Origin of the sequence: Antarctobacter sediminis (genome assembly GCF_019218285.1) — a bacterium.
Lineage (GTDB): Bacteria > Pseudomonadota > Alphaproteobacteria > Rhodobacterales > Rhodobacteraceae > Antarctobacter > Antarctobacter sediminis.
This window is the reverse complement of record NZ_JAHUZG010000002.1, coordinates 315,618-340,824: the sequence shown is the minus strand read 5'-3', so window position 1 is coordinate 340,824 and position 25,207 is coordinate 315,618. Positions and strand designations below refer to the sequence as shown.

29 protein-coding genes are annotated in these 25,207 nt (G+C 62.5%); 7 read left to right on the top strand and 22 right to left on the bottom strand.

The features are described from left to right. The first annotated feature begins 213 nt into the window (after nt 1-213). Entirely contained in the window at nt 214-1,260 is a 1,047-nt protein-coding gene (locus KJP30_RS09410; RefSeq protein ID WP_218448823.1) for a TRAP transporter substrate-binding protein, read from the top strand. Here the strand turns inward: KJP30_RS09410 and rsmD are convergent. Both rsmD and KJP30_RS09400 read right to left on the bottom strand, forming a co-directional pair. Beyond that, nucleotides 1,236-1,811 (bottom strand): 16S rRNA (guanine(966)-N(2))-methyltransferase RsmD, encoded by a 576-nt coding sequence (gene rsmD / locus KJP30_RS09405; RefSeq protein ID WP_218448822.1) that lies wholly within the window; start codon nt 1,809-1,811, stop codon nt 1,236-1,238. The two genes, KJP30_RS09410 and rsmD, sit on opposite strands and share 25 nt — an antisense overlap. Next, a complete protein-coding gene (locus KJP30_RS09400) occupies nt 1,808-3,013 on the bottom strand; it encodes an NAD(P)/FAD-dependent oxidoreductase (RefSeq protein WP_218448806.1) in 1,206 nt (401 codons plus the stop codon). Before KJP30_RS09400 ends, rsmD begins: the two co-directional genes overlap by 4 nt. A gap of 82 nt (nt 3,014-3,095) precedes the next feature. Here KJP30_RS09400 and KJP30_RS09395 point away from each other — a divergent pair, with 82 nt between their 5' ends. Further along, nucleotides 3,096-3,584, top strand: a complete 489-nt coding sequence (locus tag KJP30_RS09395) for a peroxiredoxin (RefSeq protein WP_218448805.1) — start codon at nt 3,096-3,098, stop codon at nt 3,582-3,584. A 93-nt stretch (nt 3,585-3,677) separates the two neighbouring features. On the opposite strand, the gene KJP30_RS09390 is transcribed toward KJP30_RS09395, so the two are convergent. The 6 genes from KJP30_RS09390 to KJP30_RS09365 form a co-directional block, all read right to left on the bottom strand. Then, nucleotides 3,678-3,968, bottom strand: coding sequence for a 4a-hydroxytetrahydrobiopterin dehydratase (locus KJP30_RS09390; RefSeq protein ID WP_218448803.1), 291 nt, complete (start codon nt 3,966-3,968; stop codon nt 3,678-3,680). Further along, nucleotides 3,965-5,164 (bottom strand): GNAT family N-acetyltransferase, encoded by a 1,200-nt coding sequence (locus tag KJP30_RS09385; protein WP_218448801.1) that lies wholly within the window; start codon nt 5,162-5,164, stop codon nt 3,965-3,967. The genes KJP30_RS09390 and KJP30_RS09385 overlap by 4 nt, the downstream gene beginning before the upstream one ends. A gap of 34 nt (nt 5,165-5,198) precedes the next feature. Then, a complete protein-coding gene (locus KJP30_RS09380; protein WP_218448799.1) occupies nt 5,199-5,948 on the bottom strand; it encodes a glycerophosphodiester phosphodiesterase family protein in 750 nt (249 codons plus the stop codon). After that, nucleotides 5,948-6,412, bottom strand: coding sequence for a RidA family protein (locus tag KJP30_RS09375; protein ID WP_218448797.1), 465 nt, complete (start codon nt 6,410-6,412; stop codon nt 5,948-5,950). The genes KJP30_RS09380 and KJP30_RS09375 overlap by 1 nt, the downstream gene beginning before the upstream one ends. A gap of 97 nt (nt 6,413-6,509) precedes the next feature. Continuing rightward, a complete protein-coding gene (locus KJP30_RS09370; protein ID WP_218448796.1) occupies nt 6,510-7,814 on the bottom strand; it encodes an HlyD family type I secretion periplasmic adaptor subunit in 1,305 nt (434 codons plus the stop codon). Beyond that, nucleotides 7,811-9,535, bottom strand: coding sequence for a type I secretion system permease/ATPase (locus tag KJP30_RS09365; RefSeq protein ID WP_425515704.1), 1,725 nt, complete (start codon nt 9,533-9,535; stop codon nt 7,811-7,813). Before KJP30_RS09365 ends, KJP30_RS09370 begins: the two co-directional genes overlap by 4 nt. Before the next feature lie 200 nt (nt 9,536-9,735). Between KJP30_RS09365 and KJP30_RS09360 the strand changes: the two genes are divergently transcribed. Next, on the top strand, nt 9,736-10,482 hold the full coding sequence (locus KJP30_RS09360; RefSeq protein ID WP_218448793.1) for an MlaA family lipoprotein: 747 nt from the start codon (nt 9,736-9,738) through the stop codon (nt 10,480-10,482). 34 nt (nt 10,483-10,516) lie between these two features. Further along, nucleotides 10,517-11,116 (top strand): MlaC/ttg2D family ABC transporter substrate-binding protein, encoded by a 600-nt coding sequence (locus tag KJP30_RS09355; protein ID WP_218448792.1) that lies wholly within the window; start codon nt 10,517-10,519, stop codon nt 11,114-11,116. A gap of 70 nt (nt 11,117-11,186) precedes the next feature. Here the strand turns inward: KJP30_RS09355 and KJP30_RS09350 are convergent, their stop codons facing one another. Beyond that, nucleotides 11,187-13,337 (bottom strand): transglycosylase domain-containing protein, encoded by a 2,151-nt coding sequence (locus KJP30_RS09350; RefSeq protein ID WP_218448790.1) that lies wholly within the window; start codon nt 13,335-13,337, stop codon nt 11,187-11,189. 256 nt (nt 13,338-13,593) lie between these two features. On the opposite strand from KJP30_RS09350, the gene KJP30_RS09345 reads away from it, so the two are divergent. Together KJP30_RS09345 and KJP30_RS09340 are read left to right on the top strand one after the other, a co-directional pair. After that, nucleotides 13,594-13,932, top strand: coding sequence for a P-II family nitrogen regulator (locus tag KJP30_RS09345; RefSeq protein WP_094033158.1), 339 nt, complete (start codon nt 13,594-13,596; stop codon nt 13,930-13,932). Nucleotides 13,933-13,964: 32 nt separating this feature from the next. Continuing rightward, nucleotides 13,965-15,323 carry an ammonium transporter gene (locus KJP30_RS09340; RefSeq protein ID WP_218448788.1) on the top strand — a complete coding sequence of 453 codons (1,359 nt, stop codon included), beginning with the start codon at nt 13,965-13,967 and terminating at the stop codon, nt 15,321-15,323. Nucleotides 15,324-15,444: 121 nt separating this feature from the next. Here the strand turns inward: KJP30_RS09340 and KJP30_RS09335 are convergent, their stop codons facing one another. From KJP30_RS09335 to KJP30_RS09300, 8 genes are all read right to left on the bottom strand, one after another. Further along, nucleotides 15,445-16,215, bottom strand: a complete 771-nt coding sequence (locus KJP30_RS09335) for an FCD domain-containing protein (protein ID WP_218448786.1) — start codon at nt 16,213-16,215, stop codon at nt 15,445-15,447. A gap of 49 nt (nt 16,216-16,264) precedes the next feature. Continuing rightward, a complete protein-coding gene (locus KJP30_RS09330) occupies nt 16,265-16,708 on the bottom strand; it encodes a molybdenum cofactor biosynthesis protein MoaE (protein WP_218448783.1) in 444 nt (147 codons plus the stop codon). A gap of 4 nt (nt 16,709-16,712) precedes the next feature. After that, complete coding sequence (moaD, locus tag KJP30_RS09325; RefSeq protein WP_218448782.1) at nt 16,713-16,958, bottom strand: molybdopterin converting factor subunit 1; 246 nt, start codon at nt 16,956-16,958, stop codon at nt 16,713-16,715. Beyond that, nucleotides 16,958-17,623: a CDP-diacylglycerol--glycerol-3-phosphate 3-phosphatidyltransferase gene (gene pgsA / locus KJP30_RS09320; protein WP_218448781.1), complete on the bottom strand. Its 666-nt coding sequence runs from the start codon at nt 17,621-17,623 to the stop codon at nt 16,958-16,960. Before pgsA ends, moaD begins: the two co-directional genes overlap by 1 nt. A gap of 58 nt (nt 17,624-17,681) precedes the next feature. Continuing rightward, nucleotides 17,682-18,413: a DNA repair protein RecO gene (gene recO, locus KJP30_RS09315; protein WP_218448780.1), complete on the bottom strand. Its 732-nt coding sequence runs from the start codon at nt 18,411-18,413 to the stop codon at nt 17,682-17,684. A 136-nt stretch (nt 18,414-18,549) separates the two neighbouring features. Beyond that, nucleotides 18,550-18,879 (bottom strand): DUF1491 family protein, encoded by a 330-nt coding sequence (locus tag KJP30_RS09310; protein ID WP_218448776.1) that lies wholly within the window; start codon nt 18,877-18,879, stop codon nt 18,550-18,552. Continuing rightward, nucleotides 18,879-19,787: a GTPase Era gene (gene era / locus KJP30_RS09305; RefSeq protein WP_218448775.1), complete on the bottom strand. Its 909-nt coding sequence runs from the start codon at nt 19,785-19,787 to the stop codon at nt 18,879-18,881. Before era ends, KJP30_RS09310 begins: the two co-directional genes overlap by 1 nt. Before the next feature lie 85 nt (nt 19,788-19,872). Beyond that, entirely contained in the window at nt 19,873-20,745 is an 873-nt protein-coding gene (locus KJP30_RS09300) for a DMT family transporter (protein ID WP_218448772.1), read from the bottom strand. A gap of 144 nt (nt 20,746-20,889) precedes the next feature. Between KJP30_RS09300 and KJP30_RS09295 the strand changes: the two genes are divergently transcribed. Next, nucleotides 20,890-21,561, top strand: coding sequence for a thermonuclease family protein (locus KJP30_RS09295; RefSeq protein WP_246594453.1), 672 nt, complete (start codon nt 20,890-20,892; stop codon nt 21,559-21,561). Here KJP30_RS09295 and rnc read toward each other — a convergent pair. From rnc to KJP30_RS09270, 5 genes are all read right to left on the bottom strand, one after another. Continuing rightward, nucleotides 21,548-22,231, bottom strand: a complete 684-nt coding sequence (gene rnc / locus KJP30_RS09290) for a ribonuclease III (RefSeq protein WP_218448770.1) — start codon at nt 22,229-22,231, stop codon at nt 21,548-21,550. The genes KJP30_RS09295 and rnc overlap by 14 nt on opposite strands. Nucleotides 22,232-22,322: 91 nt before the next feature. Next, the gene (gene lepB, locus KJP30_RS09285) at nt 22,323-23,156 is read right to left on the bottom strand and encodes a signal peptidase I (protein WP_218448767.1); all 834 of its coding nucleotides are present in this window, start codon (nt 23,154-23,156) and stop codon (nt 22,323-22,325) included. A gap of 188 nt (nt 23,157-23,344) precedes the next feature. Next, entirely contained in the window at nt 23,345-23,749 is a 405-nt protein-coding gene (gene acpS, locus KJP30_RS09280; protein WP_218448766.1) for a holo-ACP synthase, read from the bottom strand. Between the two features lie 67 nt (nt 23,750-23,816). Then, complete coding sequence (locus KJP30_RS09275; RefSeq protein ID WP_218448764.1) at nt 23,817-24,275, bottom strand: hypothetical protein; 459 nt, start codon at nt 24,273-24,275, stop codon at nt 23,817-23,819. A gap of 89 nt (nt 24,276-24,364) precedes the next feature. Beyond that, nucleotides 24,365-25,198 carry a 2OG-Fe(II) oxygenase gene (locus KJP30_RS09270; protein WP_218448763.1) on the bottom strand — a complete coding sequence of 278 codons (834 nt, stop codon included), beginning with the start codon at nt 25,196-25,198 and terminating at the stop codon, nt 24,365-24,367. Between the last annotated feature and the right edge of the window lie 9 nt (nt 25,199-25,207).

Here is a 25,207-nt window from a genome sequence, read left to right as displayed (position 1 = left end):
CACTGAAAGGCGAAATTTCCAGCGTGATACGTCCAGCGGGAAAAGCTTTGCGGTTTCTCGTGTCTGTTTGGAAAAGTGTTTTTTACCAATTGGTTAAAAGGCATTCCGCGTCAGAATGTCCGCAGGGCGACATTGCGGCCCGCATCCGCGCGCCGTATTTCTGGCCCGCCGCTGCATTGCGGCGACGATTTGATCCGGAAAAGGAGATCCGCCATGACCCGGACCTTGCGCATCGTTTCGATCGCTTTGGCCACTGGCCTGCTGGCCTCAACCGCCTTGGCCCAAGAGGTCACGCTGCGCTTTCAGCACTTCGTGTCGCCGAACTCGGCGAACCCGAAACACTTCATCCAGCCGTGGGCCGACAAGGTCGCGGCGGAATCGGACGGCCGTATCAAGGTCGAGATCTATCCCTTCATGCAGTTGGGCGGCACCGCGCCCGATCAGTTCGACCTGATTCAGGATGGGGTGATCGACGGCGGCTGGGTCATCCCGGGCTATCAGGCCGGGCGCTTCCCCGAGGCCGAGGTGCTGGAACTGCCCTTCATGGTGACGAAATCGGCCGAGGAGGCTTCGGTCGCGGCGTGGCATTTCACGCAGAAATACCTTGCCGACGATTTCGAGAATGTTCACCTGATTGCCGCGCATATGCATGGGCGGGGGTTGGTTCACAAGACCGGTCCGGCGATCGAAACGGTCGAGGATCTGGCGGGGCTCAAGCTGCGCGGGCCGTCGCGCCCGGCCACCTTGCTTTTGGAGAAACTGGGGGCCGAACCCATTGGCCTGCCGGTTCCGGCCTTTCCCGACGCGCTGTCCAAAGGCGTGGTGGATGGCGGTGTCATCACTTGGGAGATGTCGCCATCGCTGAAACTGGACGAACTGACGGACAGCCATACGGACGTGGCCGGGGATCGGTCGCTGTACAACCTTTATTTCATCTGGGCGATGAACAAGGATGTCTACGAAAGCCTGCCTGACGACCTGCGCGCGGTGATCGACGCCAATTCGGGCCTGATGGCCTCGGCCTGGGCGGGACGGGCGCATGACACCGGCGATGCCGAGGGCAAGAAGGTGATGCAGGCGGCGGGCAACCAGATCGCCACCTTGTCGGACGCGGAAACCGCGCGGATCAAGGCGCTGGGCGATGAGGTGATTGCCGAATGGATCATCGAAAAGACCGAAAAGGGTCTTCCGGCGCAGCAACTGGTGGATGATGCCCGCGCCTTGGTGGCAGCGGCTCAGGACGGCGCGTCCGGTTCCTGAGCGCGCAACAGGGTGACATGCGTGTCGCCATAGCGGCGCGTGTCCAGCGGATCAAAGCCCCCGGGAGCCTCTTGGGGGCTTTGTTCTTCCCAGACCACCAGCGCGCCCGGCGCGATCCAGCCGCCGGCCTGTGCGGACAGCAAGGCCTTGGTGCCAAGGGCCTTGCCATAAGGCGGATCCAGAAAAACCAGATCGCAGGGCGCATCTGCCGCGGGCAGGCGGGTGGCATTATGGGCGATCAACCGCGCCCGGTCGGCGCAACCGAGGGTTTTGATGTTCTCGCGGATCAGCTTGCCCGCGACGCGGCCATCATCGACAAAGACGGCCGTTGCGGCCCCGCGCGACAGGGCCTCCAGCCCCAGCGCGCCGGTGCCCGCAAAGAGATCCAGCACCCGCGTGCCATCGAACGGGTCGCCGAAACGCCCGCCCGCCAGCATGTTGAACAGCGCCTCGCGCACGCGGTCGGTGGTGGGGCGCAGATGTGCACCTGCATCCCCCTTGCCAACCGCGGCCAGCCTGCGCCCGCGCCAATCGCCTGCAACGATCCTCACGCCTTGAGCAGCGCCTTGAGGTTGGTTGCCGGGTCGGCCACGGCCTCGGGATCGGGGCTTTTGCCGGCTTCGATCAGGCGTTTGCCCACCATGTAGGACCGACTGTCATTCATCGCGTCCACGGCCAGCAGCTTGTCGCCGCTATAGTACCAGTGCGAGCGGGCATCGCCGTCTTCGCGCACCACGATCCGGTCATAGCCCGCGTTCAGGCCGGCGATCTGCAATTTGACATCGTATTGATCGGACCAGAACCACGGCGTTGCGACATAGTCGCGTTCCACGCCCATGATGTTGTCCGCGACCAGTTCGCCCATGTCGATGGCGTTGCCGACGGATTCCAGACGCATCCGACCGCCGTTCTGCGGGAAAGAGGCACAGTCGCCCGCCGCCCAGATTGATGGGTCGGAGGTCTGGCCGCGTTCATTGACGGCGATGCCATTGTCGATCTCAAGGCCGCAGGCCTCGGCCAGCGCGGTCGCCGGGGTGATGCCGACGCCGACAATGACAAAATCCACATCCAGCACGGTGCCGTCGGCCAGTTCGGCGCCGGTTACATGGGTATCGCCGATCAACCGTTTCAGGCCGACGCCCTCGCGCAGGTCGACGCCATGTGATTTGTGCAGATCGCGGAACCAGGCCGAGGTTTCCGGCGCGGCGACCCGTTGCAGGATGCGATCCGCCGCCTCGACCAGCGTGACCTTCAGGCCCAGCTTGGCGCAGACCGCCGCCGCCTCCAGCCCGATATAGCCGCCGCCGACGATCAGCACGCGCTTGCCCTCGGTGCAGGCCGGGGCCATTTCGTCCACGTCCTTCAGCGTTCGGACAACATGTACGCCGTCAAGCTCGCCGCCGATGGCGCCGGGCAGGCGGCGCGGGACGGACCCGGTGCAAAGCACACAGTGATCGTAGGAAATCGCCTCGCCCCCGGCGACGACCTTCTTGTCGGCGCGGTCGATGGAGACAGCGGTTTCCGAGGTCAGCAACTCGATGCCGTTCTCGGCGTAGAAAGCCTCGGGGCGCAGGAACAGCCGTTCCAGTTCCATCTTGCCCAGAAGATAATCCTTGGACAGCGGCGGGCGCTGGTACGGGGGCACCGGCTCTTCTCCGATCAGGGTGATCTTGCCCTCGTGCCCTTTGGACCGCAGTCGTGCGACAAGGGAGGCTGCCGCCTGTCCCGCGCCGATCACCACGATATCGCTCATTTCGCCTCTCCCGCTTTCAATTTGGCCCGGACAACCTACAGTCCGTTTCTGGGAAAACGCAATTCCAAGGAGCGACAGGACAATGACGATTTCCGAAGGCGACCGCCTGCCGGAGGCAACTTTGGCGCGGATGGGCGACAATGGTCCCGAACAAGTGCAGATGAGCGACCTTGTGGCGGGCAAGAAAGTGGTGATCTTCGGCCTGCCCGGGGCCTATACCGGCACCTGTTCCACGGCGCATGTGCCCAGTTTCATGCGCACGATGGACGGATTGGGCGCGAAGGGGATCGAGGCGGTCTATTGCGTTTCGGTCAACGATCCTTTCGTGATGGATGCCTGGGGCAAGGATACCGGCGCAACCGCAGCCGGAATCGGGATGTTGGGCGATCCGGCGGCAGAGTTCACCAAGGCCATCGGCATGAATTTCACCGCGCCGCCGGTCGGGTTCTTCGACCGTTCGCGCCGCTTTGCCATGATGGTGGAGGACGGCACCGTGAAGGTGCTGCATCTGGAAGAAAACCCGGGGGTCTGTGAAACCTCCAGCGGCGAGGCGATGCTGGACGCGATCTGAACCGCAACAGGAAGGGGAGGGGGCGCTGCCCCCTCTTGGCCCGAGGGCCAATTCACCCCCGGGATATTTTCGGACAGAAGAAACCCGGGGGTGTCAAAGCGTGTCCAGCTTGCGCGCCAGTTTCGCGTCGAGTGCGGACAGGCCACCCACATCATGGGTGCTGAGCGTCACCTGAACGGTTTTGTAGACGTTGAACCATTCCGGGTGATGGTTCCATTTTTCGGCCCAGAGCGCTGCGCGGGTCATCCAGGCGAAGGCTTCGGTGAAATCCTTGAATTCGAAGGTCTTGGCGATGGCATCGCGGCCCTCGACCATGGACCAGCCATTGTCGAGGAGCGGCGCCAGCACAGTTTTGCGCGCGGTGTCCGACAGTTTTTCGGTCATTCCTGTTCCTCCTGTCTGTCCTTGCGGAAGGGGCCGTAGGCGGTCAGCACTTCGATGTCTTCGTCCACGGCGCGGCGTTCGGCCTCGAGGTAACGGGCCACGGCATCGGCAAAGCCTTGGTCCGCGATCCAGTGCAGCGAATGGGTCTGGCGCGGCAGGTAGCCGCGCGCGAGCTTGTGTTCGCCCTGTGCGCCCGCCTCGACCGAGGCCAGCCCATGGGTGATGGCAAAGTCGATGGCCTGATAGTAACACGCTTCGAAGTGCAGGCAGGGATGATCTTCGACACAGCCCCAGTAACGGCCAAATAGCGCGTCCCGCCCGATGAAGTTCAGTGCGCCTGCAACCGGTTGGCCATCGCGGGTGCACATCACCAGTGCCATGTCATCGCGCATCGTCTGATGCGCCGCGTCGAAGAAGGCGCGGGTAAGGTAGGGGGTGCCCCATTTGCGACTGCCGGTGTCCTGATAAAAGACCCAGAAGGCATCCCAATGTTCGGCGCGGATCTGGTTACCTGTCATCATCCGGATTTCGCCGCCAAAGGCCTGCGCGCGGGCCCGTTCCTTGCGGATCATCTTGCGCTTGCGCGAACTGAGGCTGGAAAGGAAGCCGTCGAAATCCGCGTAGCCGTTGTTTTGCCAGTGGAATTGCTGGGTCGTGCGGCGCAGCAGGCCCATTTCTTCGCCGGCTATGGCCTCGGCCTCGGTGCAGAAGGTGACGTGCAGCGACGACAGGTCGTTGTCGGCGGCCAGTTGCACCGCCCCTTGGATGAGGGCCGACATCCCGGTGAGTTCCTGCCCCGGTCGGGTCAGGAAGCGGCGTCCGGTGGCGGGGGTGAAGGGAACGGCGATCTGGAGCTTGGGGTAATAGCGACCCCCGGCGCCCTCGAAGGCATGTGCCCAGTTGAAATCGAAGATATATTCGCCCTGACTGTGGCTTTTGCCATAGAGCGGCGCAACGGCGATGATCTCTTCATCCGAGCGCACGACAAGGTGACGGGGCTCCCAGCCGGTTCCAGGGCCGACGGAGCCGCTGTCTTCCAGCGCCTTGAGAAAGCGATGGGTGGTGAAGGGATCCGCCGGGCGACCGCCATCGGCACATTCGGGGCAGGCGCATGCGTCCCAGACCGCCGGGGCGATCTGGTTGATCGAAGACAGCACTTCGATGCTGAGCGTGTGGGTCGGGCTTTGATCCGTCATGACACTGGTCAATCTGGCATCTGCGGCGCGTCGATCAAGCCATGTAGCCTTCGAAGGTCACATTCGCGGCGATGCGCCGGGCGGTTGCCTCTTCCTCGGGCGAGCGGATCGTCCAGCACAGTACCTGCAAACCGCGGTCTTTTTGTTCGGCCACGAGGGGGCTGGAAAGATCGCGATGATGATGGCTGATAAAGCTGGCACCCATTTTAGCCAGCCCTGGCATGGTGCGCAGGTGGGCGCGGGTGTCCGCCGACAGGGTCGGATAATCCGACATGCCATAGGCGCAGGTTGTCAGCCCGCGGGGGCGGTCGGGGCAGAGTTCGGCCATAAGGGTGGCGGAATGCGGGTTGAACGACATGAAGGCCAGCGGCCCGTCATACCCTTCCACAGCTTCGGCGGTTGCGCGTTCGAGCGTTCCGGTGTTCGGCCCCATTCGGCCGTCCTGATCCTTGAGTTCGATCAGCAGCGGCACCTGACCCTGCACGATCGTCAGCACCTCGCGCAGCGTGGGCACGCCTTCGTCACCGCCGATCAGAGTCAGGCTGTCCAGCGCCTCTGCGCTTTGTTGCTGGATCGCGCCGGCGGCGCCGGTCAGGCGTTTCAGGTCATAGTCGTGAAAGACCATGGCCTGCCCGTCGCCGGACAGTTGCAGGTCGATCTCGATTCCATAGCCGTGGTCAATCGCGGCGCGGATCGCGGCGCGCGAGTTTTCCGGACGCCCCGGGCCGTGCAGGGCCCGGTGCGCGATGGGGCGGTCCAGGAAGGACGCGGGAAGGGGGATCATCAGGCGATCTCGAAGATGCCTTCGATTTCGACCGCGACGCCCAGCGGCAGCGAGGCCGCTGAAACCGCAGAGCGCGAATGCCGGCCCGCATCGCCCAGGATTTCGACCAGCGTGTCGCTGGCGCCGTTCACAACTTTTGGCTGATCGGTGAACTCGGCGGTGGAGTTCACGAAACCGGTCAGTTTGACAACGCGCTTGAGGCGGCTCAGGTCGCCGTCACAGGCTGCCTTGACCTGAGCCAGCAGGCTGAGTGCGCAGCGCTTGGCAGCGGCGGCACCCTGTTCGACACTGAGATCGGCACCCAACTTGCCGGTGATAAGTCCGTCAGCATCCATGCTGATCTGACCCGAGACATAGACGGTGTTTCCCGTCACGACGAAGGGGACATAGTTCGCTGCGGGGGCCGGGGCGTCGGGCAGGGTCAGGCCCAGTTCGGCCAGGCGGGCGTCGATGGCGTTGGTCATGATGCGTTTCCTCGTGGAATTTCGCGGCCACGCTAGACCCGGGACGGCAAGGGCGCAAGCCGCGGAATCGGCTTGCGCGACAGGGTGTTTCGCAGGGTCAGCTTTCGCGGAAGGCCTTGGCGAAATAGTCGGTGAAAGGTTTTACCAGATAGGCCAGCGGCGTGCGGTCCTCGGTGCGGATGAAGGCCTCGACCGGCATCCCGGGAATCAGCGCCGTGCCTTCCGGCAGGCGGTCGATCTCGCCTTCGTTCAGCACGATTTCGGCACGATAATAGCGCACGCGCGAGTTCTGGTCTTCAAACGCATCCGCCGAAATCTGCACCACGGATCCAAAAAGTTCGGGCGTTTCGCGCTGATCCAGCGAGGAAAACCGCAGCGAGACTTCCTGATCGACAAAAAGCTTGTCGATGTGGATCGGTTCGACCTGCGCGGCGATGACCAGCGGGCGGTCCTGCGGGACGATGAACAGGACCGGGTCGGCCGGGCGGATCACCGAACGCGGCGTAAAGATGGTCAGGCCATAGATCACCCCGCCCACCGGGGCAGTGATGTCGAGACGGCTGAGGCGTTCGCGTATGGCGACCCGCTTTTCGGCCAGTTCGCGTTCCTGAAACTGAAGGTCGCGCAATGTGGTGATTGCCTCTTCGCGGCGCTTGGTTTGCAGGCTCAGGATCTGGATGTCGATTTCGGTGATGCGGCCCTCGGCCTGCGCTTTCGAAGCCTTGAGTTCCCCGACGGACCCGGCCAGCCGGGCTTCCTCGCGCTGAAGGGCAAGGATTTCGGGTGCGCGGACCAGTCCCTGACGGCGCAGTTCCTCCTTGTTGACCAGTTCTTCCTTGATCAGTTCAAGTTGCCGGTCCAGCGCCTCTTGCTGGGCGACGATCCCGATCACCTGATCGGTGATCTGGTCGGCACGTTTTTTTAGCTGGCCGATCTCGCTTTCGATCGATTCGCGGCGGGCAAAGAAGAGATTGCGCTGACCTTCGACCAGTTCCGCGACCTCGGGATCGGTTTCGGCGCGCTTCAGGACCTCTTCGGCAAAGACGATTTCCTCTTTGCTGTCCCGCTCTGCCTGAAGCCGTGCCCGCCGGGACATGATCTCGTACAATTGGCCTTCGATGATGGTCATCTCGGACAACAATAGGGTCGGGTCCAGCTTGATAAGAACCTGCCCCTCGGTCACGGTGTCGCCCTCGTCGACAAGGATCTGGGCCACAACACCGCCGTCGGGGTGCTGGACGATCTGCCGGTTTTGGTCGACCTCGATCTGCCCCGAGGCAACAATGGCGCCCGAAATATTGGTCGTCGAAGCCCAGGTGCCAAAGCCGCCGACAAGGATCAGCAGACCGATGATCCCCGCAATCATGGGAACGCGAAGCGAAAACTGTTGTTCAGGGGTCATCTCACGCCTCCGGGGCCTGCTTTTTGCAGTTGCTGATGGTTCTTGACCATGGCTTGCAACACTTCGTCCTTGGGCCCAAAGGCCGCGCGGCCGCCGTTTTCCAACATCAGCAGGAGGTCGCATTCCTTGATGGCTGCCGGGCGGTGGGCCATGATCAGCACGGCTTTGCCCTCGGCCTTGAACCCCTTGATGGCTTTGTTCACCGCCTCGGATCCTTCGTTGTCGAGGTTCGAGTTCGGTTCGTCCAGAACCAGCAGGACGGGATCGCCATACATGGCACGTGCAAGGCCGATCCGCTGCATCTGGCCGCCCGACAGGCGCCCGCCCGAGGCGGTGACCCGCGTGTCATATCCCTGCGGCAGTTTCAGGATCATTTCGTGGGCATCCGCCTTCATCGCGGCCTCTACCACCTTTTCGGCGTCCGGCTCCGGTGACAACCGGGCGATGTTTTCCGCGATTGTGCCGTCAAAAAGCGTGACGCGTTGCGGCAGATAGCCGATGTGCTGACCCAGCGTTTCGGCGCCGTATTGTTCCAGCGAGGCACCGTCGAGCCGGATCTTGCCACCGGCCGGGCGCCAGACGCCGGTCAGCGCACGGGCCAACGTGGATTTGCCCGCGCCAGATGGGCCGATCACGCCGCATGCCTGACCGGGGCCGACGTTGAAGGACACAAGGCGCAGTGCGGCCTGTTGTTCGCCAGGGGCCACGACGGTCAACTGCTGGACGTCCAGTTTGGCCTGCGGTTTCGGCAGGGCGGTGCGTTCGGCGGCCTCGGGGACCTCGCCCAGAAGCTGTGAGAGGTTGTCCCAGCCCTTGCGGGCCCGCTGAACCAGAGCCCATTGGCCGATCAGCAATTCAATCGGTGCCAGCGCTCGCCCCATGAGGATCGACCCGGCGATCATTGCGCCCGGTGTCAGGTTGCCTTGCAACACCAGATAGGCCGCAAGCCCCAGCATGGCCGATTGCAAAAGCATCCGAAAGGTCTTGGTGATTGTGGTGAAGGTGCCCGAAAGGTCAGCCGAAGCGATCTGGCCGCTGAGCGATTGCGACCGCGCCTGCATCCATCGGGTAAATGCGTCGCCGCGCATCCCCAGCGCCTGCACCATCTCGGCCTCTTGCCGGATCTGGTCGGCGGTGCTTTCGGCCTGCATCACGGCCATGTTGGATTTCAGCGTCGGAGCCTTGCTGACGATCTGGTTGATGATCGTGACCAGAACAAGGAACAGCCCGCCGCCGATGGCCAGATAGCCCATCCACGGGTGGAAGACGAAGATCGCGAAGATGAAGAAGGGCGTCCATGGAATATCGAACAGGGCCATCAGGACCGGCGAAGACATCAGCCTTTGAACCGATTCAAGGTCGCGCAGGCCGGTCTGGGCCAATTCATCATTCTGCACTGCGGCGCGGCGCAGTACCGCGTCGAAAACCCGTAGATCAAGCACCGCCTGAAAGCGCGCCGCGACCCGGGCCATGATCCGACCGCGGACGTAGTCCAGCAAGCCCATCATCGAGTAAAGGAAGATCACAAGGACCGAGAGCGCGATCAGCGTCGCCTCGGACCGTGAGCCAAGAACGCGATCATAGACCTGAAGCATGTACATCGGTCCCGTCAGCATCAGGATGTTGACGAAAAAGCTGAAAATGCCGACGAACCAGAAATACGGGCGGCTCTGCCTGCGGGCGGCGCGCAGTTCGTCGCGACCGGTGTCTTTTGCTGCCATGCTCATATGCTTGCGTCAGCCCTGCGTTGTGTCCCGGGCCGGAATCGGTGACAGTGGAATCTGTCTTGCCTCATGTCGCCATTGTGCCACATCGGCTGTGAATCCGGCATCCTTCGTTGGGAAGCTTCGGTGATGAAATTATCTACCCTTTTAGGGAAGCCTGCACGCTTTCCCAAGAGATTTGAAGAGGACTGAGGGTCATGATGGATGTAAGGCCGGTTGTGGTGCTGACCGTCATGTTGGGCGTGGCCGGCTGTTCGGTGCCGGGCCCCGGCGCGGCACCGGGAGGCATCCACGATCCATATGAAACGCAGAACCGCAAGGTTCACGAATTCAACAAGAAGGTGGATGCCCGGTTCTTTGCCGGTGACGGTCCCGGCTACGCGGAAACCGTGCCGAAGGGCGTGCAGATGACCGTGTCGAACTTTGCCGACACGGTATCCTTGCCGCAAACGGTGGTGAACCAGATCCTGCAAGGGCGGCTGGTGCGGGCGACGTCCAACACCATGCGCTTTACCCTGAACGCGACGATCGGGGTGGGGGGATTGTTCGACGTGGCGACGGAATGGGGCCTGCCGCGGGATGACACGGATTTCGGCGAAACGCTGGCCGTGTGGGGCGTGCCCGAGGGCGCGTATCTTGAGGTGCCCTTCAAGGGACCGTCGACCGAACGGGACGTGGCCGGCGACGTCGTCGACCTGTTCACCGATCCGTTGAAATACGTGGTGCCCACCCCCGACCGTTATATCGGAACGGCGGCCAAGGCGATCGACAAGGTCGGCGAACGGTCCAAGTACAAGGATCTGATCGATCCGGTCTTGCACGGCAGCGCCGACAGCTATGCGCAGATCCGCCTGATGTATCTGCAAATGCGCCGCTACGAGCTTGGCGAAAAAGCGCCGGGTGCCGATTTTGATCCACTTTCCGTGGATACCGAAGGCTTCTAGAGTCGTTGGTAAGGTAATGACCAAGGAGTCCGTCATGACACATCTGACCCGACGTGCATTTTTCGCGGGCAGCGTCGCCCTGTCGACGCTTCCGGCCATGCCCGCGTTCGCCCTGACCGACAAGCAGGCGGTCGGCCTGATCAACGGCATGGTTGCCGAAATCAACACGATCATCGAAGCGGTGCAAAAGAACCGTAAATCCGAAAGCGCGATGTTCCAGGATTTCGAGCGGATCTTCAAGAAATACGGCGATACCCCCCGTATCGCGGCCACTGTTCTGGGCACGGACGCACGACGCGCCAGCAACGCGCAGCGCAAAGCCTTTACCGATGCGTTCACCGGTTTCATCGCCCGCAAATATGGCAAGCAGTTTCGCAAGTTTATCGGGGGCGATTTGCAGGTCAAATCCGTGGGGCCGATCCCGCGAGGGTTCCAGGTCAAGTGTCAGGCTGATCTGCAAGGGTCCAAGCCCTTCGACGTGGTGTTTTTTGTTCTGGAAACGAACCGCTTTTACAACATGCATGTGGACGGCGTGGACCTGCTGCAATCCGAAAAGACCACCATCGGGTCCATGCTGGATGCGCGCCGCGGCGACATCGATGCGCTGATCTCGGATCTGCGCTCGGCGAGCTGACTGCCGTCACTGGAATGAATAAGGCCGGGCAGAGCGCCCGGCCTTTTTTGTTGTCTGCATGGTCGAGGGGTCAGTTGCCCCCGCCAAGGATGTCGCGCAGCACCTGTTCAAGGATCGTCTCGCGGCGGCGCGGCTGCTGCGGGGCGGGTTCCGGCTCGATGATCTTGGGGGGCACAGGTTCTGTCATCGGCAGGCTGCGCACCGGCAGCCCCTCGTGGACGCGCAGCATCACTTCATGCCAGATCTCGGCCGGCAGCCCGCTTCCGGTGACGCCGGTCAGCGGCGTGTTGTCGTCGTACCCCATCCAGACACCGGCCACATAGTCGGCGGTAAAGCCCACGAACCATGCGTCGCGCGCCTCTTGGCTGGTGCCGGTCTTGCCTGCCACTTGTCGATCGGGCAACGCAGCGCGCCCGCCGGTGCCTTCGGACACCACTTTCTGCATCATCCAGACAAGCTGGCGGGCGGCATCTTCGCGCACCACCCGTTCGCCCATGCCGCCGCTGGCCTGCATCAGCGGATCAGACGATCCCTTGTAGCGGATCAACTGCTGCCCGTAGGGTTTGACCGACGAGCCGCCGTTCAGAATTCCCGCGTAGGCGCCGGTCATCTCCAGCAGGGTCGCCTCTGCCGCGCCAAGCGCCAGAGAAGGCGTATCGGTCAGGTCGCGATAAATGCCAAAGTCGCGCGCCACACGCAGCACCAGATCGCGGCCCACGGCCTCGGATACTTTCACCGCCGGAATGTTCAGCGATTTCTTCAGCGCCTCGACCAGTGTGACCGTGCCATAGTGGCGTCGCGAGTAGTTTTCGGGGCACCATTGGCCCGAACCCGGAATGTTGAGGCAATAGGGGGCGTCAACCACGGTGTCGAGCGGCGAATAACCCAGTTCCAGCGCGGTGGCATAAACGAAGGGTTTAAAGGCCGACCCCGTCTGACGCACCGCCTGAGTCGCCCGGTTGAACAGGCCGGTGGCATCGGTGTCGCGGCCGCCGACCATGGCGCGGACGGCACCATCTGCGGACATGACCACGACGGCCACCTGTGCCTTTGATCCCGGTTTGACCTTTTCGGAAAAGATCTTGTCCACTGCGCGGGCCGTCGCGGTTTGCATCCGCTGGTCCAGCGTGGTTTCGATGATGATGTCTTCGGTCGTATCGCCGATCAGGTAATCCATGTCAGACGACATGATCCAATCCGCGAAATAACCGCCGCCAAGGCTGTTGGCGCCCTGCGCCAGCGTAGCGGGATTGGCCTGATAATGGCGCATCTCTTCTTCGGTCAGGTAGCCCTGATCGTACATCAACCGCAGGACGGTGGCGGCACGGTCCTGACTGCGGCTGAGGTTCGAGGTTGGCGCCAGCGTCGATGGGGCGGTCAGCAAGCCGGCCAGCATCGCGGCCTCGGCCGGGTTCAACGCCGCCGCATGTTTGGCGAAATAGCGTTGCGAAGCGGCTTCGGCCCCGTAGGCGCCGCCGCCCATGTAGGCACGGTTCAGGTAGATCGAAAGGATTTCGGCCTTGGTGTACTTGGCCTCCATGGCCATGGCATAGATCGCCTCATGCGCCTTGCGCGTCAGCGAGCTGCGGCGGCATTCGGACACATAGTCGGCTTCGGACTTCCATTGCTCGGGGTCGTATTCGACGCCAAGACACAAGAGTTTCGCGGTCTGCTGCGTGATGGTCGAACCACCGTGGCCGGAAAGCGGGCCGCGGCCTTCGCGCAGGTTGATGCGGATGGCGCTGGCCACGCCGCGCGGGCTGACACCAAAATGCCAGTAGAACCGGCGGTCTTCGGTGGCAACAACCGCGTTCTTCAGGTGTTCGGACACGGTGTCTGCGGTCACGGCGCCGCCGAACTGGTCGCCGCGCAGGGCAAAGACCTCGCCGTTGCGGTCCAGCAGCGTGACGGATCCACGGGCGCGGCCGTCTACCACGGCGGCCATTTCGGGCAGCGAGCTGTACACATACAACACCGCGGCCCCGACGATCAGCGCCGTCACCACCGTAGCAGACAGGGTAACCCGCCAGATCAGCCGAACGATCCAACGCAGGATCGCGCCGAAGAAGCCAAGGATGCCGCCGCGCCTTTGTCGGCGGGCAGGTTTGCGGCGCGTCGTGGTCTTGCGCGTCTTGGTGCCCTTTGCGGCAGGCTTGGCCTTGCCGCGCGGATAGCGCCGGTCGGCCACCAGCCGGCTGGACTTGCCTTTCGAGGAACTCATAACGATCTGCCCGTCACCATCTTGTTTGAGCAGAGTTTACCTGCCCTGAAAGGGAATGTTGACCGTCCCGATCCGCTTCAACGGTTAATTTATCGCCCAAATATTGTGCGATAATGTCTTGATGCGCAAAAAATAATCACATAGCCTCTGAAATTTGCCTGAAAACCGGGCCGATGACTTCTGTTTTGGCCCGCAGAACAGTTTTTCTGCAGGGGCAAATGCGGGGCGGCGCCTCGCCAGACCGAAGGGGACCAAGGTGAAACTGATCATTGCAACGATCAAGCCGTTCAAGCTGGAAGAGGTGCGCGAAGCCCTGACCGGCATCGGCGTGCGCGGCATGATGGTGACGGAAATCAAGGGCTTCGGCTCTCAGTCCGGCCATACCGAAATCTACCGTGGCGCGGAGTACGCCGTGAATTTCGTGCCGAAAATCAAGCTTGAAATCGTCGTTTCCGCGTCGATGGCCGATCAGGTGATCGAGACCATCAAGACCACCGCGCAGACCGGCAAGATCGGTGACGGCAAGATCTTTGTGCTCGACGTGCTTCAGGCCGTGCGCGTGCGGACCGGCGAAACCGACGCAGACGCGCTCTGAGTCGCGCAGATCATTCAAGGGACAAAACAGAGATGACCAAGTTCAAGACACTTCTCCCGGCCGTGGCGCTGATCGCGCTGCCCAGCCTGGGTTTTGCGCAGGACGCAGAGGCGGCCGCGCCCGGGTTCGACGAAATCGGCCCCTACATCATGACAACCTTGCTGTTCTGCATGGCGGGCTTCCTGGTGTTTTTCATGGCCGCCGGTTTCGCCATGCTCGAAGGCGGGCTGGTGCGGTCCAAGAACGTCACCATGCAGATGACCAAGAACATTGCGCTCTATTCGATCGCGGCCATCATGTACTGGCTGGTCGGTTTCAACCTGATGTACCCGGGCGAGTTCAACGGCTACGTCGGCAGCTTCTTCGTGCCGACCGTTCTGGATCCGGTGGGTGTTGCGGCGGCCGATGCGGCGCTTGACTATGCCTCGATCGGTTCTGACTTCTTCTTCCAGCTGGTGTTCGTTGCCGCGACCGCGTCGATCGTGTCCGGCACTCTGGCAGAACGGATCAAGCTGTGGCCCTTCCTGATCTTCACCATCCTGCTGACCGGTTTCCTGTATCCGATTTCGGGTTCCTGGCAGTGGGGCGGCGGCTGGCTGTCGGAAATGGGCTTCTCTGACTTTGCCGGTTCGACCGTCGTGCACTCGGTCGGTGGCTGGGCAGCGCTTGCAGGTGCCATCGTGCTGGGCCCGCGTCTGGGCAAATACGGCAAGGACGGCCGCGTGATCCCGATCCCCGGTTCGAACCTTGCTCTGGCGACGCTGGGCACGTTCATCCTGTGGCTGGGCTGGTTCGGTTTCAACGGCGGTTCGCAGCTGGCGATGGGCACCGTGGGTGACGTGTCGGACGTGTCGCGCATCTTTGCCAACACCAACATGGCCGCAGCGGCAGGTGCCGTGACAGCGCTGGTCCTGACGCAGCTGATGTACAAGAAGCCTGACCTTACCATGGTGCTGAACGGCGCGCTGGCGGGTCTGGTCTCGATCACCGCGGAACCGCTTGCCCCGTCGCTTTTCGGCGCGCTGTGGATCGGTGCCATCGGTGGTGTGATCGTGGTCTTCGCCGTGCCGGCGCTGGACAAGCTCAAGATCGACGACGTGGTCGGTGCCATTCCGGTTCACCTGCTGGCCGGCATCTGGGGCACCATCGCCGTTGCCTTCCACACCCGCACCGAGATCAGCGAAGGTGTCGAGCGGACCTTCGGCCAGCAGCTGGGCGTCCAGTTCACCGGCATCATCGCCTACGGTGTCTTCACCTTCGTCGCCTCGCTGGTGCTTTGGTACATCCTCAAGGCCGTCATGGGCATCCGCGTCTCGGAAGAGGAAGAGATCACCGGTCTCGACATGGCGGAGCTGGGCATGGAGGCCTACCCCGAGTTCTCCAAAGGCTGAGCTTCTCCTTCCACTCAGCTTTTGCGACCAACTGGCCCGGGCGTTCGCGCCCGGGTTTTTTCTTGCACAGGCTTTTCTTGGCGATAGCGATATTGCGAAGGTCAGGCGCGCTTGCGGCGGGTCAGGGGCGCTCGGTCTCGCGTTTCAGGCGTTGACGTGCGATGGCCTCGTTCTTTTCGGCCTTGCGGTCTTCGGTCAGGGCGGCTTCGACGAAATCGAGATGCGCCTTGACCGCGGCACGCGCCCCGGCCGCGTCCCGGGCCTGTAGGGCGTCATTGATCGCGCGGTGCTGTTCCAGCAGCATTGCGCGCGTCGCCCGCAGCTTGAACATGACTTGGCGGTTATAGAACACCCCTTCGCGCAGCAGTTGATACATCGACCGCATCATGTGCAGCATGATGACATTGTGACTGGCCTCGATGATGGCCAGATGGAATTCGGCGTCCAGCGCGGCCTCTTCGGCGGGGTTCCTCTTGGGGTGGGCGGCTTCCATCTTGGCAAAGACCGCCGCGATGACGGCCAGATCGCTGTCAGTGCCGTGGATTGCCGCGCGCTCGGCGGCCAGGCCTTCCATGTCGCGCCGAAAGGAGAGGTAGTCAAAGACCGCCTCGTCGTGATTGGCGAACAGCTGGATCAACGGCTCGGAAAAGGCGCTGCCCAGAACTTCGGTCACGAAAATCCCGGCGCTTGCCTTGGAGGTCAGCAGCCCGCGTTCCTGCAATTCGGACACGGCCTCGCGCAGTGAGGGGCGGGACACCCCCAGTTGTTCAGACAGGTCCCGTTCCGAAGGCAGGCGTTCACCGGGGCGCAATACCCCGCGCAGGATCAGCAGTTCGATCTGCCGGACCACGGTTTTCGAGAGCTTTTCGGACTGGACTTTTTCGAAGGGCATCGCCGGTTCTTTCTGGTGGTCAGGTAATCTTACCAAAACCGCCAGAAACTTACCACCGGGTCAAGGCGGCCTCGTCCTCGTCCTTGGCGGCGACCCAACTGTCATCCGTGCCGGTAAACTCCTTCTTCCAGAAGGGGGCGCGGGATTTGAGGTAATCCATCAGGTATTCGGCAGCCTCAAAAGCATCTTTGCGATGCGGGGCAGCAGTGGCGACCATCATGATCTGTTCACCCGGGGTCATGCGGCCAAAACGATGGATCACCAGCGCGTCGCCAAGCGACCAGCGGTCGACCGCCTCTTGCGCGATTTTTTCCAGCGCCTTTTGCGTCATGCCGGGATAATGTTCGATCTCCATGGCTTGCAGGCCGCCATCCCGCAGATCGCGGACAATGCCGGTGAAGGTCACGACGGCTCCCATATCATGCCGCCCGGCGGCGAATTGCGCCGCCTCGGCACCGAAATCGAAAGGAGCTTCCTGAACGACGATCCGCATTGGCTCAGCCCCCGGTCATGGGCGGGAAAAAGGCCACTTCGCGCACTCCGGCCAAAGGCGCGTCAAAATCGCTGAGTTCCTGATCCAGGGCCACGCGCAGCGCGCTGAGGTCTTCGAAGGCCACGGCATAGCGTTCTTCGCGGGCGCGCAGTTCATTGACCAGATCGGCCACGGTCGCCGCATCGGTTGTGACTTTCTCCCGCGGGAGGCCGATGCGTTCGCGCACCCATGCGAAATAAAGAACGTCCATCACTTGTCCTCCTTCAGATGCGGCAGCGCCTTGCGGAAGTAATCCCAGCCGGTGATCAATGTCAGCGCGGCAGCGACCCAGAGCAAGGCAAGACCGGTATTTCCCGACCAGATCATCCCCTGCATTTTCCAGCGCAGGCCGAGCACGTCCTCTGCTTCGCCCCGCAGGATCTGTCCGATGATCTGGTCGTCCATGCCGATGCTGGACACCACTAGATAGTGTTCAAAGATGCCCTGTGCAAAGAGCACCGCGATGGCGACCATCTGCGCCGTGGTCTTCCATTTGGCCAGTTTGGTGACCTTGAGCGTTCCGGCGGTGTCGCCAAGATATTCGCGAAGGCCCGAAACAAAGACCTCGCGGAAGAGGATCACCGTCGCGGGCAGCACCAGCCAAGGCGACCACGAAGAAAAGCCCACGATGACCATCAGCGCGATGACCACCATGGCCTTGTCGGCGATCGGGTCCAGCATCGCGCCAAGCTTGGTTTCCTGCTGCCAACTGCGGGCAAGGTGGCCGTCCAGCCAGTCGGTCGCGGCCGCACCGGCAAAGAGCAACAGCGCCGCCCAATCCGCCAGCGGACGCGAGAAATAGAGGAACATCACCGCCACGCCGGGCGCGGCGAGCAAACGCAGGATGGTCAGGAGGTTGGGCAGCGTCAGTCTCATCGCTGTCTTCCTAGCCGGTTCTCGGGGGAGGGGGAAGGCTTGCCGATGCAGCTTGTGACTATGGTACGACCCGCGCCGTCAGCCGGGCGATCAGCGCGGCGCGGGCGGCGGGAAGGGGGCGGTCCCGCAACTCGGGGGCAAGGCGGTTTTCCATGAAATAGCCAGTAGTCGCCAGCGCCTCGAGGATTTCGCTGTCCGTGGCTTCGCCTTCGCCAAGCAACACGGGCGGCAGGGGCAACAAACGGTCCGCCCAGTCCCCGGCGCCCTTGGCGGTGACCGCCCGCCCGGACTTGGGCGAAACATAGGCCAGCCCCTCGGTTGCGCCGGTGACCGCACAGGACGTCAGGTCAAGACCGAACCCAAGTTCTTCGAGCAAGGCGAGTTCCCATTGCAGATAGGCCAGCGGCCAGAGATCGCGGTGGCCGAGCAGATCCAGCAGCTTTTCGGAACGATCGTAGAGTGCGGGGTGGGGTTCGCGTTCCGGCAGGCTGAAGGCCAGCAGCGCGGTGACCGCGTTCAACCCGGCCAGCGCCAGCCTGTCACCAAGCGCGGCGGCGGCGCGGGAACGTTGCGGCTCGGCGGTGAAACTGCCGATGTGATCCTCCAACCGGGCGCGCCATGCAAGATCCAGTTGCGCACCAGGTTGCAGATGCGGCGCCAGCTTGCGCGAGGTGCCGCCCCGCAATACGCCAAGGTGGCGTCCATGCGCGGGAGTGAAGGCCTCGAGAATCACCGAGGTTTCGCCATGTTTTCGGGTGCCGAGCAGGATGCCCGTGTCGCGCCAGTCCATTGTATCAAGCTGGGCCGCGGCCCGCGATTTGGCAAGCCGTGATCCGAAGGAGCAGCCTGCGGCTGCGCAGGATGTCTTGGCCCCTCTGCGGGGCCTCGGGTTTTTTGAGTATTTTGACCAAGAAGAAGCCCGGCGTTCAGGCGAGCATCGGATCGTCGAGAAGGTGGCGGCCCTGCCGGTCCTCGACCTCGATCACCCAGAGGTCGGGGTCGAAGCGCCGTTGCCGGGTGATGGTTTTGTCCGTGTCCGCCTCGGGGCCGCTGGCGAGTTCGGTCCATTTCCGATCGCCGGTCATGAGGTCGAAGCTGCGGGAGAAGGCGCGGGCCTGTCCGTCGAGCGTGTTCAGCTTGACCAGCACCGCGCCGGCCGTGTCATCGCCATGGGCGGTGACGAAGGCGGGAATGTCATGGAGGCGCAGGTGGGTGAGATAGGCGTCCACCCAGAAGCGCGCCGTGAGCCGAGGCATCAGGCGTTGCCGTCGCGGAAGTCGAGCCCCATTTCGGAGTAGCGTTCCTTTTCCTCAAGCCAGTTTTCGCGGACCTTGACCTGAAGGAAGAGGTGCACCGGACGATCGAGGAAGGCGCTGAGTTCCTCGCGGGCGGCCTTGGATATTGCCTTGATCGTTTCGCCTTTGTGGCCCAGCAGGATGCCTTTGTGGCCGTCGCGGGCGACGTAGATCACCTGATCGATGCGGGCGGAGCCGTCCTTGCGTTCCTGCCAGCTTTCGGTTTCGACGGTCAATTGGTAGGGCAATTCCTGATGCAGGCGCAGTGTCAGTTTCTCACGTGTCATTTCGGCCGCGATCATGCGCAGCGGCAGGTCAGCGATCTGGTCCTCGGGGTAGAGCCAGGGGCTTTCAGGGACTTCCTGTGCCAGCCAGTCGCGCAGATCCTCGATCCCATGGCCTTTTTCGGCAGAGATCATGAAGGTGCGGGCGAAGTTGAACCGTTCGTTCATGTCCTTGGTCAGGGCCAGAAGAACCGGTGCCTCGACCCGGTCGATCTTGTTGATGGCCAGCGCGATGGTGCGGCCTTTGGGCAGATCTTCCAGCCCCTTGAGGATTGTCTTGACGCCGTCGGTGATGCCGCGGTGCGCCTCGATCAGAAGGACGATCACATCGGCATCGGCGGCCCCGCCCCAAGCGGCGGCGACCATGGCGCGGTCCAGCCTGCGGCGGGGTTTGAACAGGCCGGGCGTGTCGACAAAGACCAACTGGCTGTCACCGGCCATGGCGACGCCACGAATGCGGGCGCGGGTGGTCTGGACCTTATGGGTCACGATCGAGACCTTGGCCCCGACCATGGCATTGGTGAGGGTGGATTTGCCCGCGTTGGGCTCTCCGATCAGGGCGATGAAACCGGCGCGTGTGGTCATTGTCTGTTCCGACTGGGATTTCGAAGAGGGTTCCTTAGGCGAGATGCCGCGTCAAGGCCAGTGAAATCGGAGACCTTGCCGATATTCACGCCTTTTTGGCCCGCCCGTCGCGCCAGAGCGAATAGATCCCCGATCCCACGATCAGTGCCGCGCCTGCCAGAGTCAGCGTGTCGGGGCGTTCGCCGAACACCGTGTAGGCGAGGATCAGCGCCACCAAAAGGCGCGAATAGCGGAAAGGGGCCACAACCGAAACTTCGCCCGTGCGCATGGCGGCGGTGAGCGCGCTGTACCCGATCACACCGGACAGGGCGGTGCCGCAGATCAGGGCGGTGGCGGGCAGGCTGGGGCGGGTGATTGCGGGTTCGAAGGCCATGATGACCAATCCCGCGCAGGTGACGACGGCAAAGCCCAGCACGCCCAGTTGGGCGGGACGAATATGGGCGGGGGCCGTGCGTGTGGCCACATCGCGCCCGGCAAAGCCGATCATGCCAAGCAGGGCAAAGATGGCATTTGCCTCAATCCCGGCGGGTGATGGGCGAATGATGAGCAGGACACCAATGAAGCCCACGGCCATGGCGGCCCAGCGGCGGGGACCGATCTTTTCGCCGAGGATCAGGCCCGCCGAGGCCATGACCACCAAGGGGGCGGCCTGAAGGATGGCTGATGTGGTCGACAGGGGCGTATAGGCAAGGCTGAGGGCGAAGAACAGGCGGCCAAGGATCTCGAACCCGGTGCGGATCAACAGGCCGCATCGCAGGTAGGCGGGATCCCACAACGGAACGCCCGCCTGACGCGCCATGATGGCGTAGATGGCCATGGCCATCAGGCCGAATTGCACGGTGCCCATGCCCGGCGTTATGCCACCCGACCCGGTCGCCGCCTTGAAGAAGGCATCCTCGACGCCAAAGCCCAGCATGGCCAGCATCATCCAGAGGCTGCCTTTGAGATTGTCGGTCATGGTGAACAATCCTTGTCCCGCGACGGCTTTTCATGCCCGGCGAAGCAGAACAAGCGTTTTGATGTTTTTTTAGGCATTGGGTTGTCGGCCTGATCCATTCGTGCTGCCAATACGGCGTTCAGTTTGTTCAAAAAAGGGTCATTCATGCCGTTTGAATTGGTATTGGCTTTCATGCCCGTGTTGCTGATTGCCTGGTTTATTGCCAGCGGAACTGGAAATAGTGACGGCGCGCCGGACAAATCCAGAAATGGGCGAATAGAAGAGCGGTCCAAGACCGCGGAACCATGGCTGCCCCAAAAAGAAGAGCAGGCGCCCGCCGCAGAGGGTGAAGCCATGCACAATCTTCCCGAAGCTTTCGATGCTGACGGCGGCGTGCGTCCAGCCCACGAAGGCGAAGAGGTTGTGGGGGCTGCTTATGTTGTCGATGGTGACACGATTGTCATCAAGGGGACGCAAATCCGCTTGTTTGGCGTGGATGCTCCTGAGATGAACCACCCCTTTGGCAAAAAGGCGAAATGGGCATTGGTCCGCATGTGCAAGGGACAGAGCGTCCGAGCAGAGCTTGTCGCAGTGGATGCGCATGATCGTACAGTCGCCAAATGTTACCTTCCTGATGGACGCGATCTATCTGCCGAGATGGTCAAGCAGGGGCTGGCAATAGATTGGCCCAAGTTTTCGGAGGGTGTCTATGCACACCTGGAAACGCCGGATGCCCGAAAAAAGATGTGGTTGGCGGATGCACGGCAGAAGGGCCATATGCACGTTTGGCGAAAGTTTGAGGCGCGGCAGGCAGCAAAAGCCGCTAAGGGGCTGTAAGCTGTTCCAACAGCGCTTTGGCCGCCGCCTGTTCCGCCTGCCGCTTGGATCCGGCGGTGGCCTCGGCGACTTCGCCGCTGGGCAACTGGACCTCGATGGTAAAGACTGGCGCGTGATCCGGGCCCGAGCGGCTGGTTTCCACGTATCTCGGGGGTTGCAGGCCACGGGCCTGTGCCCATTCCTGAAGGCTGGTCTTGGCGTCCTTGGCGTCTTCTTCGACGCCGTCGATGCGCGAGTCCCAAAGGCGCAGGATCAGCGCCCGCGCCATGTCGAACCCCGCGTCCAGATAGACCGCGGCAATCACCGCCTCCATGGCATCGCCCAAAAGGGCCTGTTTGCGCCGTCCGCCCGATAGCTGTTCGGACCGACCCAGTTTCAACACGTCGCCCAGCCCGATCTCACGCGCGACATCGGCGCAGGTTTCCTTGCGCACCAAGGCATTGAACCGCGGGGCAAGCTGACCTTCGGTGGCCGCGCGGTCGCGTTCCAGCAGGGCTTCGGCCATGACCAGCCCCAGAACGCGGTCGCCGAGGAATTCCAACCGCTGGTTGTCCTCGCGGTCGGGGCCTGAGCGTGAGGCATGGGTCACGGCACGGCGCAGCAGGCGCGGGTCGGTGAACCGGTGTCCCAACGTTTTCTGAAAAGCGGTAAGTTCGGCGGAAACCTTCATTGGATGGTCCTTGGATGACGCCCTGTGCGCCTCTCCGGCAAGTAGAGCACCCGGCGGGGGCTGTTCGCAACCGCCCGGTGCCGTCTTGCGCTTAGTCGATAGCGTGGAAGAAGCGGTCGCCCCGCCATGTCCAGAAATACAGCATCGAACGGCCAGCGGACGAGAACATGATCCGGTCGGCGCGCCCGATCAGGTTTTCATAAGGCACAAATCCGACGCCCGCGGCGATATTCGGCACTCGGCTGTCAGATGAGTTGTCGCGGTTGTCGCCCATGAAGAAATAATGGCCTTCGGGGACGGTGTAGATCGGCGTATTGTCCGATCCCTGCATCGAGATGTTCAGCACCGAATGGCTGACGCCGCCGGGCAGGGTTTCGATCAGCTTTTCCTTCACACAGGTCGCGCCGTCGCCAACCGTGCCATTTGCACAGCGCGGACGCAGGCGTTGGGGGCCCTGCGGGGCGGCGAGTTCCTCAAAGGTGCCGTCCGGTGTCAGCTCGACCGGCTGTCCATTGATGTGCAGCACGCCGTTGCGCATCTGGATCTGTTCGCCGGGCATGCCCACCAGTCGCTTGATGAAGTCACGGCCCGAGACCGGGTGGCGGAACACGACGACGTCGCCACGTTGGGGCTTGCCGCCAAACAGGCGGGTGTTGTCGCCGTCGGCCCAGCCACAGAAATCCTGCGCGTCGACGTTGACGCCAAAGCGCGGGATGATGATCGAGGGGCAGGAGGCATAGGAATAGCCATAGGCCATCTTGTTCACGAAAAGAAAGTCGCCGATCAGCAATGTGTCTTTCATGGATCCCGAGGGAATCCAGAAGGGCTGAAACAGGAAGGTCCGAAAGACCCCCGCAATCAGCAGCGCATAGACGACGGTCTTGACGGTCTCAAGAAAACCGCCTTTCTTTTCTTCCTTGGCCATGTGAACTGCCCTTTGCCTCACCCTTTGCCGCTTCATGGGCGGCAGGGCAGGGCGTGTCAAGGCAGGAGGGCGGCGGGAGCGGTGCCGGTACCGCCGCCGTGATTTGCCTGTCCCGCGCGGTGGCCGTCGCGGCCCGGCGGTCTGCGCGGGCGGTGGTCAGCCGGGAAAGGGGCTTGTCTCGACGGGGGCTAGGCGGCTTTCGGACGTGCTTCGATCACCACAAAAGCTTGCGCCCATGGGTGATCATCGGTGAGGGTGACATGGATGATCGCCTCGAACCCGTCGGGTGTCATGGCCTCCAGCCGTTCCTTGGCCCAGCCCGTCACTTCCATCACCGGCTGGCCGGTGTGCAGGTTGCTGACGGCCATGTCCTTCCACGCGATGCCCATGCGCAGACCGGTGCCAAGTGCCTTGGAACATGCCTCTTTCGCGGCCCACCGCTTGGCATAGGTGCCAGGCGTATCGGCGCGGCGTTCGGCCTTGGCTTGTTCGACCTCGGTAAAAACACGATTGCGGAACCGGTCTCCGAACCGTTCCAGCGTGCCGGCGATACGGTCGATATTGGCAAGATCAGTGCCGATGCCAAGGATCATTAGGTCTGCCTCCGAAGGCCGGGCCGGCCTTCGGGTCAGAAACCCCGGCAGGGCGCAAAGGTCAAGCTCAGTCCAGGATCTGTCCGTCGATGGCCCCTGTCGCCTGATTGAGCGTAAACCGCAGCGTGAAGGGATCGAAATCTGCGATCTCGCTATTGTAGGCCCGCACCGGCACGGTAAAGGTCAGCCCGGTGGCCGGATCGTAACTGGCTGTGAGCGCAGCGAAATCCATGCCGGAAAAGCCGGACCCATCGACGCCGATCACCTTGCACTGGCGGTCCCCCAGTTCCGAATAGGGCGGCGACAGCACCAGCATCCAGGCCCAGGCTGCCGCGGGCTCGACGGTGTCCAGAAGGGCCAGCCGTGTCTTGCCGTTGGAAAAGGTGCGGCTGTTTTCTTCCCATGGCTCGACGATGGCCGCAGCGCTGGCCTGCCAATCGCAGTCCAGCACGGTGACCGAGTTGTCTTGTGCCATGGTCATTGCAGGCAAAAGGGCAAAGGGCAGGGCGCAAAGCAGGCGGGTCATGGGCCGATCCTTGTCAGAAATTACTTCCTTCCAAGGATAGCCTTGCATCACGTCGGGTGCGAGGACGGGTTTTCCCGACCGGCGACCGGCTAGAAGCCCAGACGCTGCAACCGGCCGATCACCCTGCGAAAGATCACCGGCGGCAGAATTTCTTGCAGCATGTCGGCACGTTTCACCTGTTTGTCCGCCTTGTCCTGCGTGCCGGGGCGCGGCTTGAACAGGGTGGTGTGCGATTTGCGCGTATAGTCCCAGGTGGCCGTGTAGTAATACAGCGCCAGCGACATGCGCGGCTCTCCATCCGGGTGATTCACCGTTTCGGGATTGCCGTGCCATGTGTCAGAGCCGGTGTTGAAACAGCACATCCGGTTGAAGACCGGGACAAAACCCGCGACTTTTTCGGTCATGTCGGTGTTCCAGACTTCGAAAGTGCCGCCGTATTCCGCTTTCCAGTCCTTGTTGAGGTAGATCAGGACGTTCAGCCGCCGTTCGAGGTTGAGCTTCTGGTTGTGGTTGAAATCGGCGTGAATATCGAGATGCCCGCCGTTGGCGACCACATGGACGCCGCCGCCAGCGAAATAGGGGTCCGGGATCAGCCCGTTGATGCCGGTCATCTCTTCGAGAAAGCGCACGAAGGGGCGCGAGTTCAGCACGTAGAACAGGTTGCGCGTGTAGGGCGGCAGACGCTCGGGCAGGTAGCTGGATTTCAGCTTTTCCTGCGGGCGGTTGAACATGTCCTCGGCCTCGGGGAGCTGTTTCAGCTCTTCCAGTACGCGATCCAGCACCTCTTCGGGCAGGAAATCGTCAAAACTGCCATAGGGGTAGGGCTGGCGGGTGCGATAGGTTTCCGATGCGGCAGCGCCTGCCGCCTTGGCGGCGGCGGCGTCGATGGCCAGCGTTTCGGGATCCATGGGGATGACGGGCATGACGGTCAC

What these genes read in the sequence shown, in the direction of transcription:
- KJP30_RS09410 (WP_218448823.1), top strand. Translation starts at nt 214, where the DNA reads ATGACCCGGACCTTGCGCATCGTTTCGATCGCTTTGGCCACTGGCCTG.
- KJP30_RS09400 (WP_218448806.1), bottom strand. Translation starts at nt 3,013, where the DNA reads ATGAGCGATATCGTGGTGATCGGCGCGGGACAGGCGGCAGCCTCCCTT.
- KJP30_RS09395 (WP_218448805.1), top strand. Translation starts at nt 3,096, where the DNA reads ATGACGATTTCCGAAGGCGACCGCCTGCCGGAGGCAACTTTGGCGCGG.
- KJP30_RS09390 (WP_218448803.1), bottom strand. Translation starts at nt 3,968, where the DNA reads ATGACCGAAAAACTGTCGGACACCGCGCGCAAAACTGTGCTGGCGCCG.
- KJP30_RS09385 (WP_218448801.1), bottom strand. Translation starts at nt 5,164, where the DNA reads ATGACGGATCAAAGCCCGACCCACACGCTCAGCATCGAAGTGCTGTCT.
- KJP30_RS09380 (WP_218448799.1), bottom strand. Translation starts at nt 5,948, where the DNA reads ATGATCCCCCTTCCCGCGTCCTTCCTGGACCGCCCCATCGCGCACCGG.
- KJP30_RS09375 (WP_218448797.1), bottom strand. Translation starts at nt 6,412, where the DNA reads ATGACCAACGCCATCGACGCCCGCCTGGCCGAACTGGGCCTGACCCTG.
- KJP30_RS09370 (WP_218448796.1), bottom strand. Translation starts at nt 7,814, where the DNA reads ATGACCCCTGAACAACAGTTTTCGCTTCGCGTTCCCATGATTGCGGGG.
- KJP30_RS09365 (WP_425515704.1), bottom strand. Translation starts at nt 9,535, where the DNA reads ATGGCAGCAAAAGACACCGGTCGCGACGAACTGCGCGCCGCCCGCAGG.
- KJP30_RS09360 (WP_218448793.1), top strand. Translation starts at nt 9,736, where the DNA reads ATGATGGATGTAAGGCCGGTTGTGGTGCTGACCGTCATGTTGGGCGTG.
- KJP30_RS09355 (WP_218448792.1), top strand. Translation starts at nt 10,517, where the DNA reads ATGACACATCTGACCCGACGTGCATTTTTCGCGGGCAGCGTCGCCCTG.
- KJP30_RS09350 (WP_218448790.1), bottom strand. Translation starts at nt 13,337, where the DNA reads ATGAGTTCCTCGAAAGGCAAGTCCAGCCGGCTGGTGGCCGACCGGCGC.
- KJP30_RS09340 (WP_218448788.1), top strand. Translation starts at nt 13,965, where the DNA reads ATGACCAAGTTCAAGACACTTCTCCCGGCCGTGGCGCTGATCGCGCTG.
- KJP30_RS09335 (WP_218448786.1), bottom strand. Translation starts at nt 16,215, where the DNA reads ATGCCCTTCGAAAAAGTCCAGTCCGAAAAGCTCTCGAAAACCGTGGTC.
- KJP30_RS09330 (WP_218448783.1), bottom strand. Translation starts at nt 16,708, where the DNA reads ATGCGGATCGTCGTTCAGGAAGCTCCTTTCGATTTCGGTGCCGAGGCG.
- moaD (WP_218448782.1), bottom strand. Translation starts at nt 16,958, where the DNA reads ATGGACGTTCTTTATTTCGCATGGGTGCGCGAACGCATCGGCCTCCCG.
- pgsA (WP_218448781.1), bottom strand. Translation starts at nt 17,623, where the DNA reads ATGAGACTGACGCTGCCCAACCTCCTGACCATCCTGCGTTTGCTCGCC.
- recO (WP_218448780.1), bottom strand. Translation starts at nt 18,413, where the DNA reads ATGGACTGGCGCGACACGGGCATCCTGCTCGGCACCCGAAAACATGGC.
- KJP30_RS09310 (WP_218448776.1), bottom strand. Translation starts at nt 18,879, where the DNA reads ATGCCTCGGCTCACGGCGCGCTTCTGGGTGGACGCCTATCTCACCCAC.
- era (WP_218448775.1), bottom strand. Translation starts at nt 19,787, where the DNA reads ATGACCACACGCGCCGGTTTCATCGCCCTGATCGGAGAGCCCAACGCG.
- KJP30_RS09300 (WP_218448772.1), bottom strand. Translation starts at nt 20,745, where the DNA reads ATGACCGACAATCTCAAAGGCAGCCTCTGGATGATGCTGGCCATGCTG.
- KJP30_RS09295 (WP_246594453.1), top strand. Translation starts at nt 20,890, where the DNA reads ATGCCGTTTGAATTGGTATTGGCTTTCATGCCCGTGTTGCTGATTGCC.
- rnc (WP_218448770.1), bottom strand. Translation starts at nt 22,231, where the DNA reads ATGAAGGTTTCCGCCGAACTTACCGCTTTTCAGAAAACGTTGGGACAC.
- lepB (WP_218448767.1), bottom strand. Translation starts at nt 23,156, where the DNA reads ATGGCCAAGGAAGAAAAGAAAGGCGGTTTTCTTGAGACCGTCAAGACC.
- acpS (WP_218448766.1), bottom strand. Translation starts at nt 23,749, where the DNA reads ATGATCCTTGGCATCGGCACTGATCTTGCCAATATCGACCGTATCGCC.
- KJP30_RS09275 (WP_218448764.1), bottom strand. Translation starts at nt 24,275, where the DNA reads ATGACCCGCCTGCTTTGCGCCCTGCCCTTTGCCCTTTTGCCTGCAATG.
- KJP30_RS09270 (WP_218448763.1), bottom strand. Translation starts at nt 25,198, where the DNA reads ATGCCCGTCATCCCCATGGATCCCGAAACGCTGGCCATCGACGCCGCC.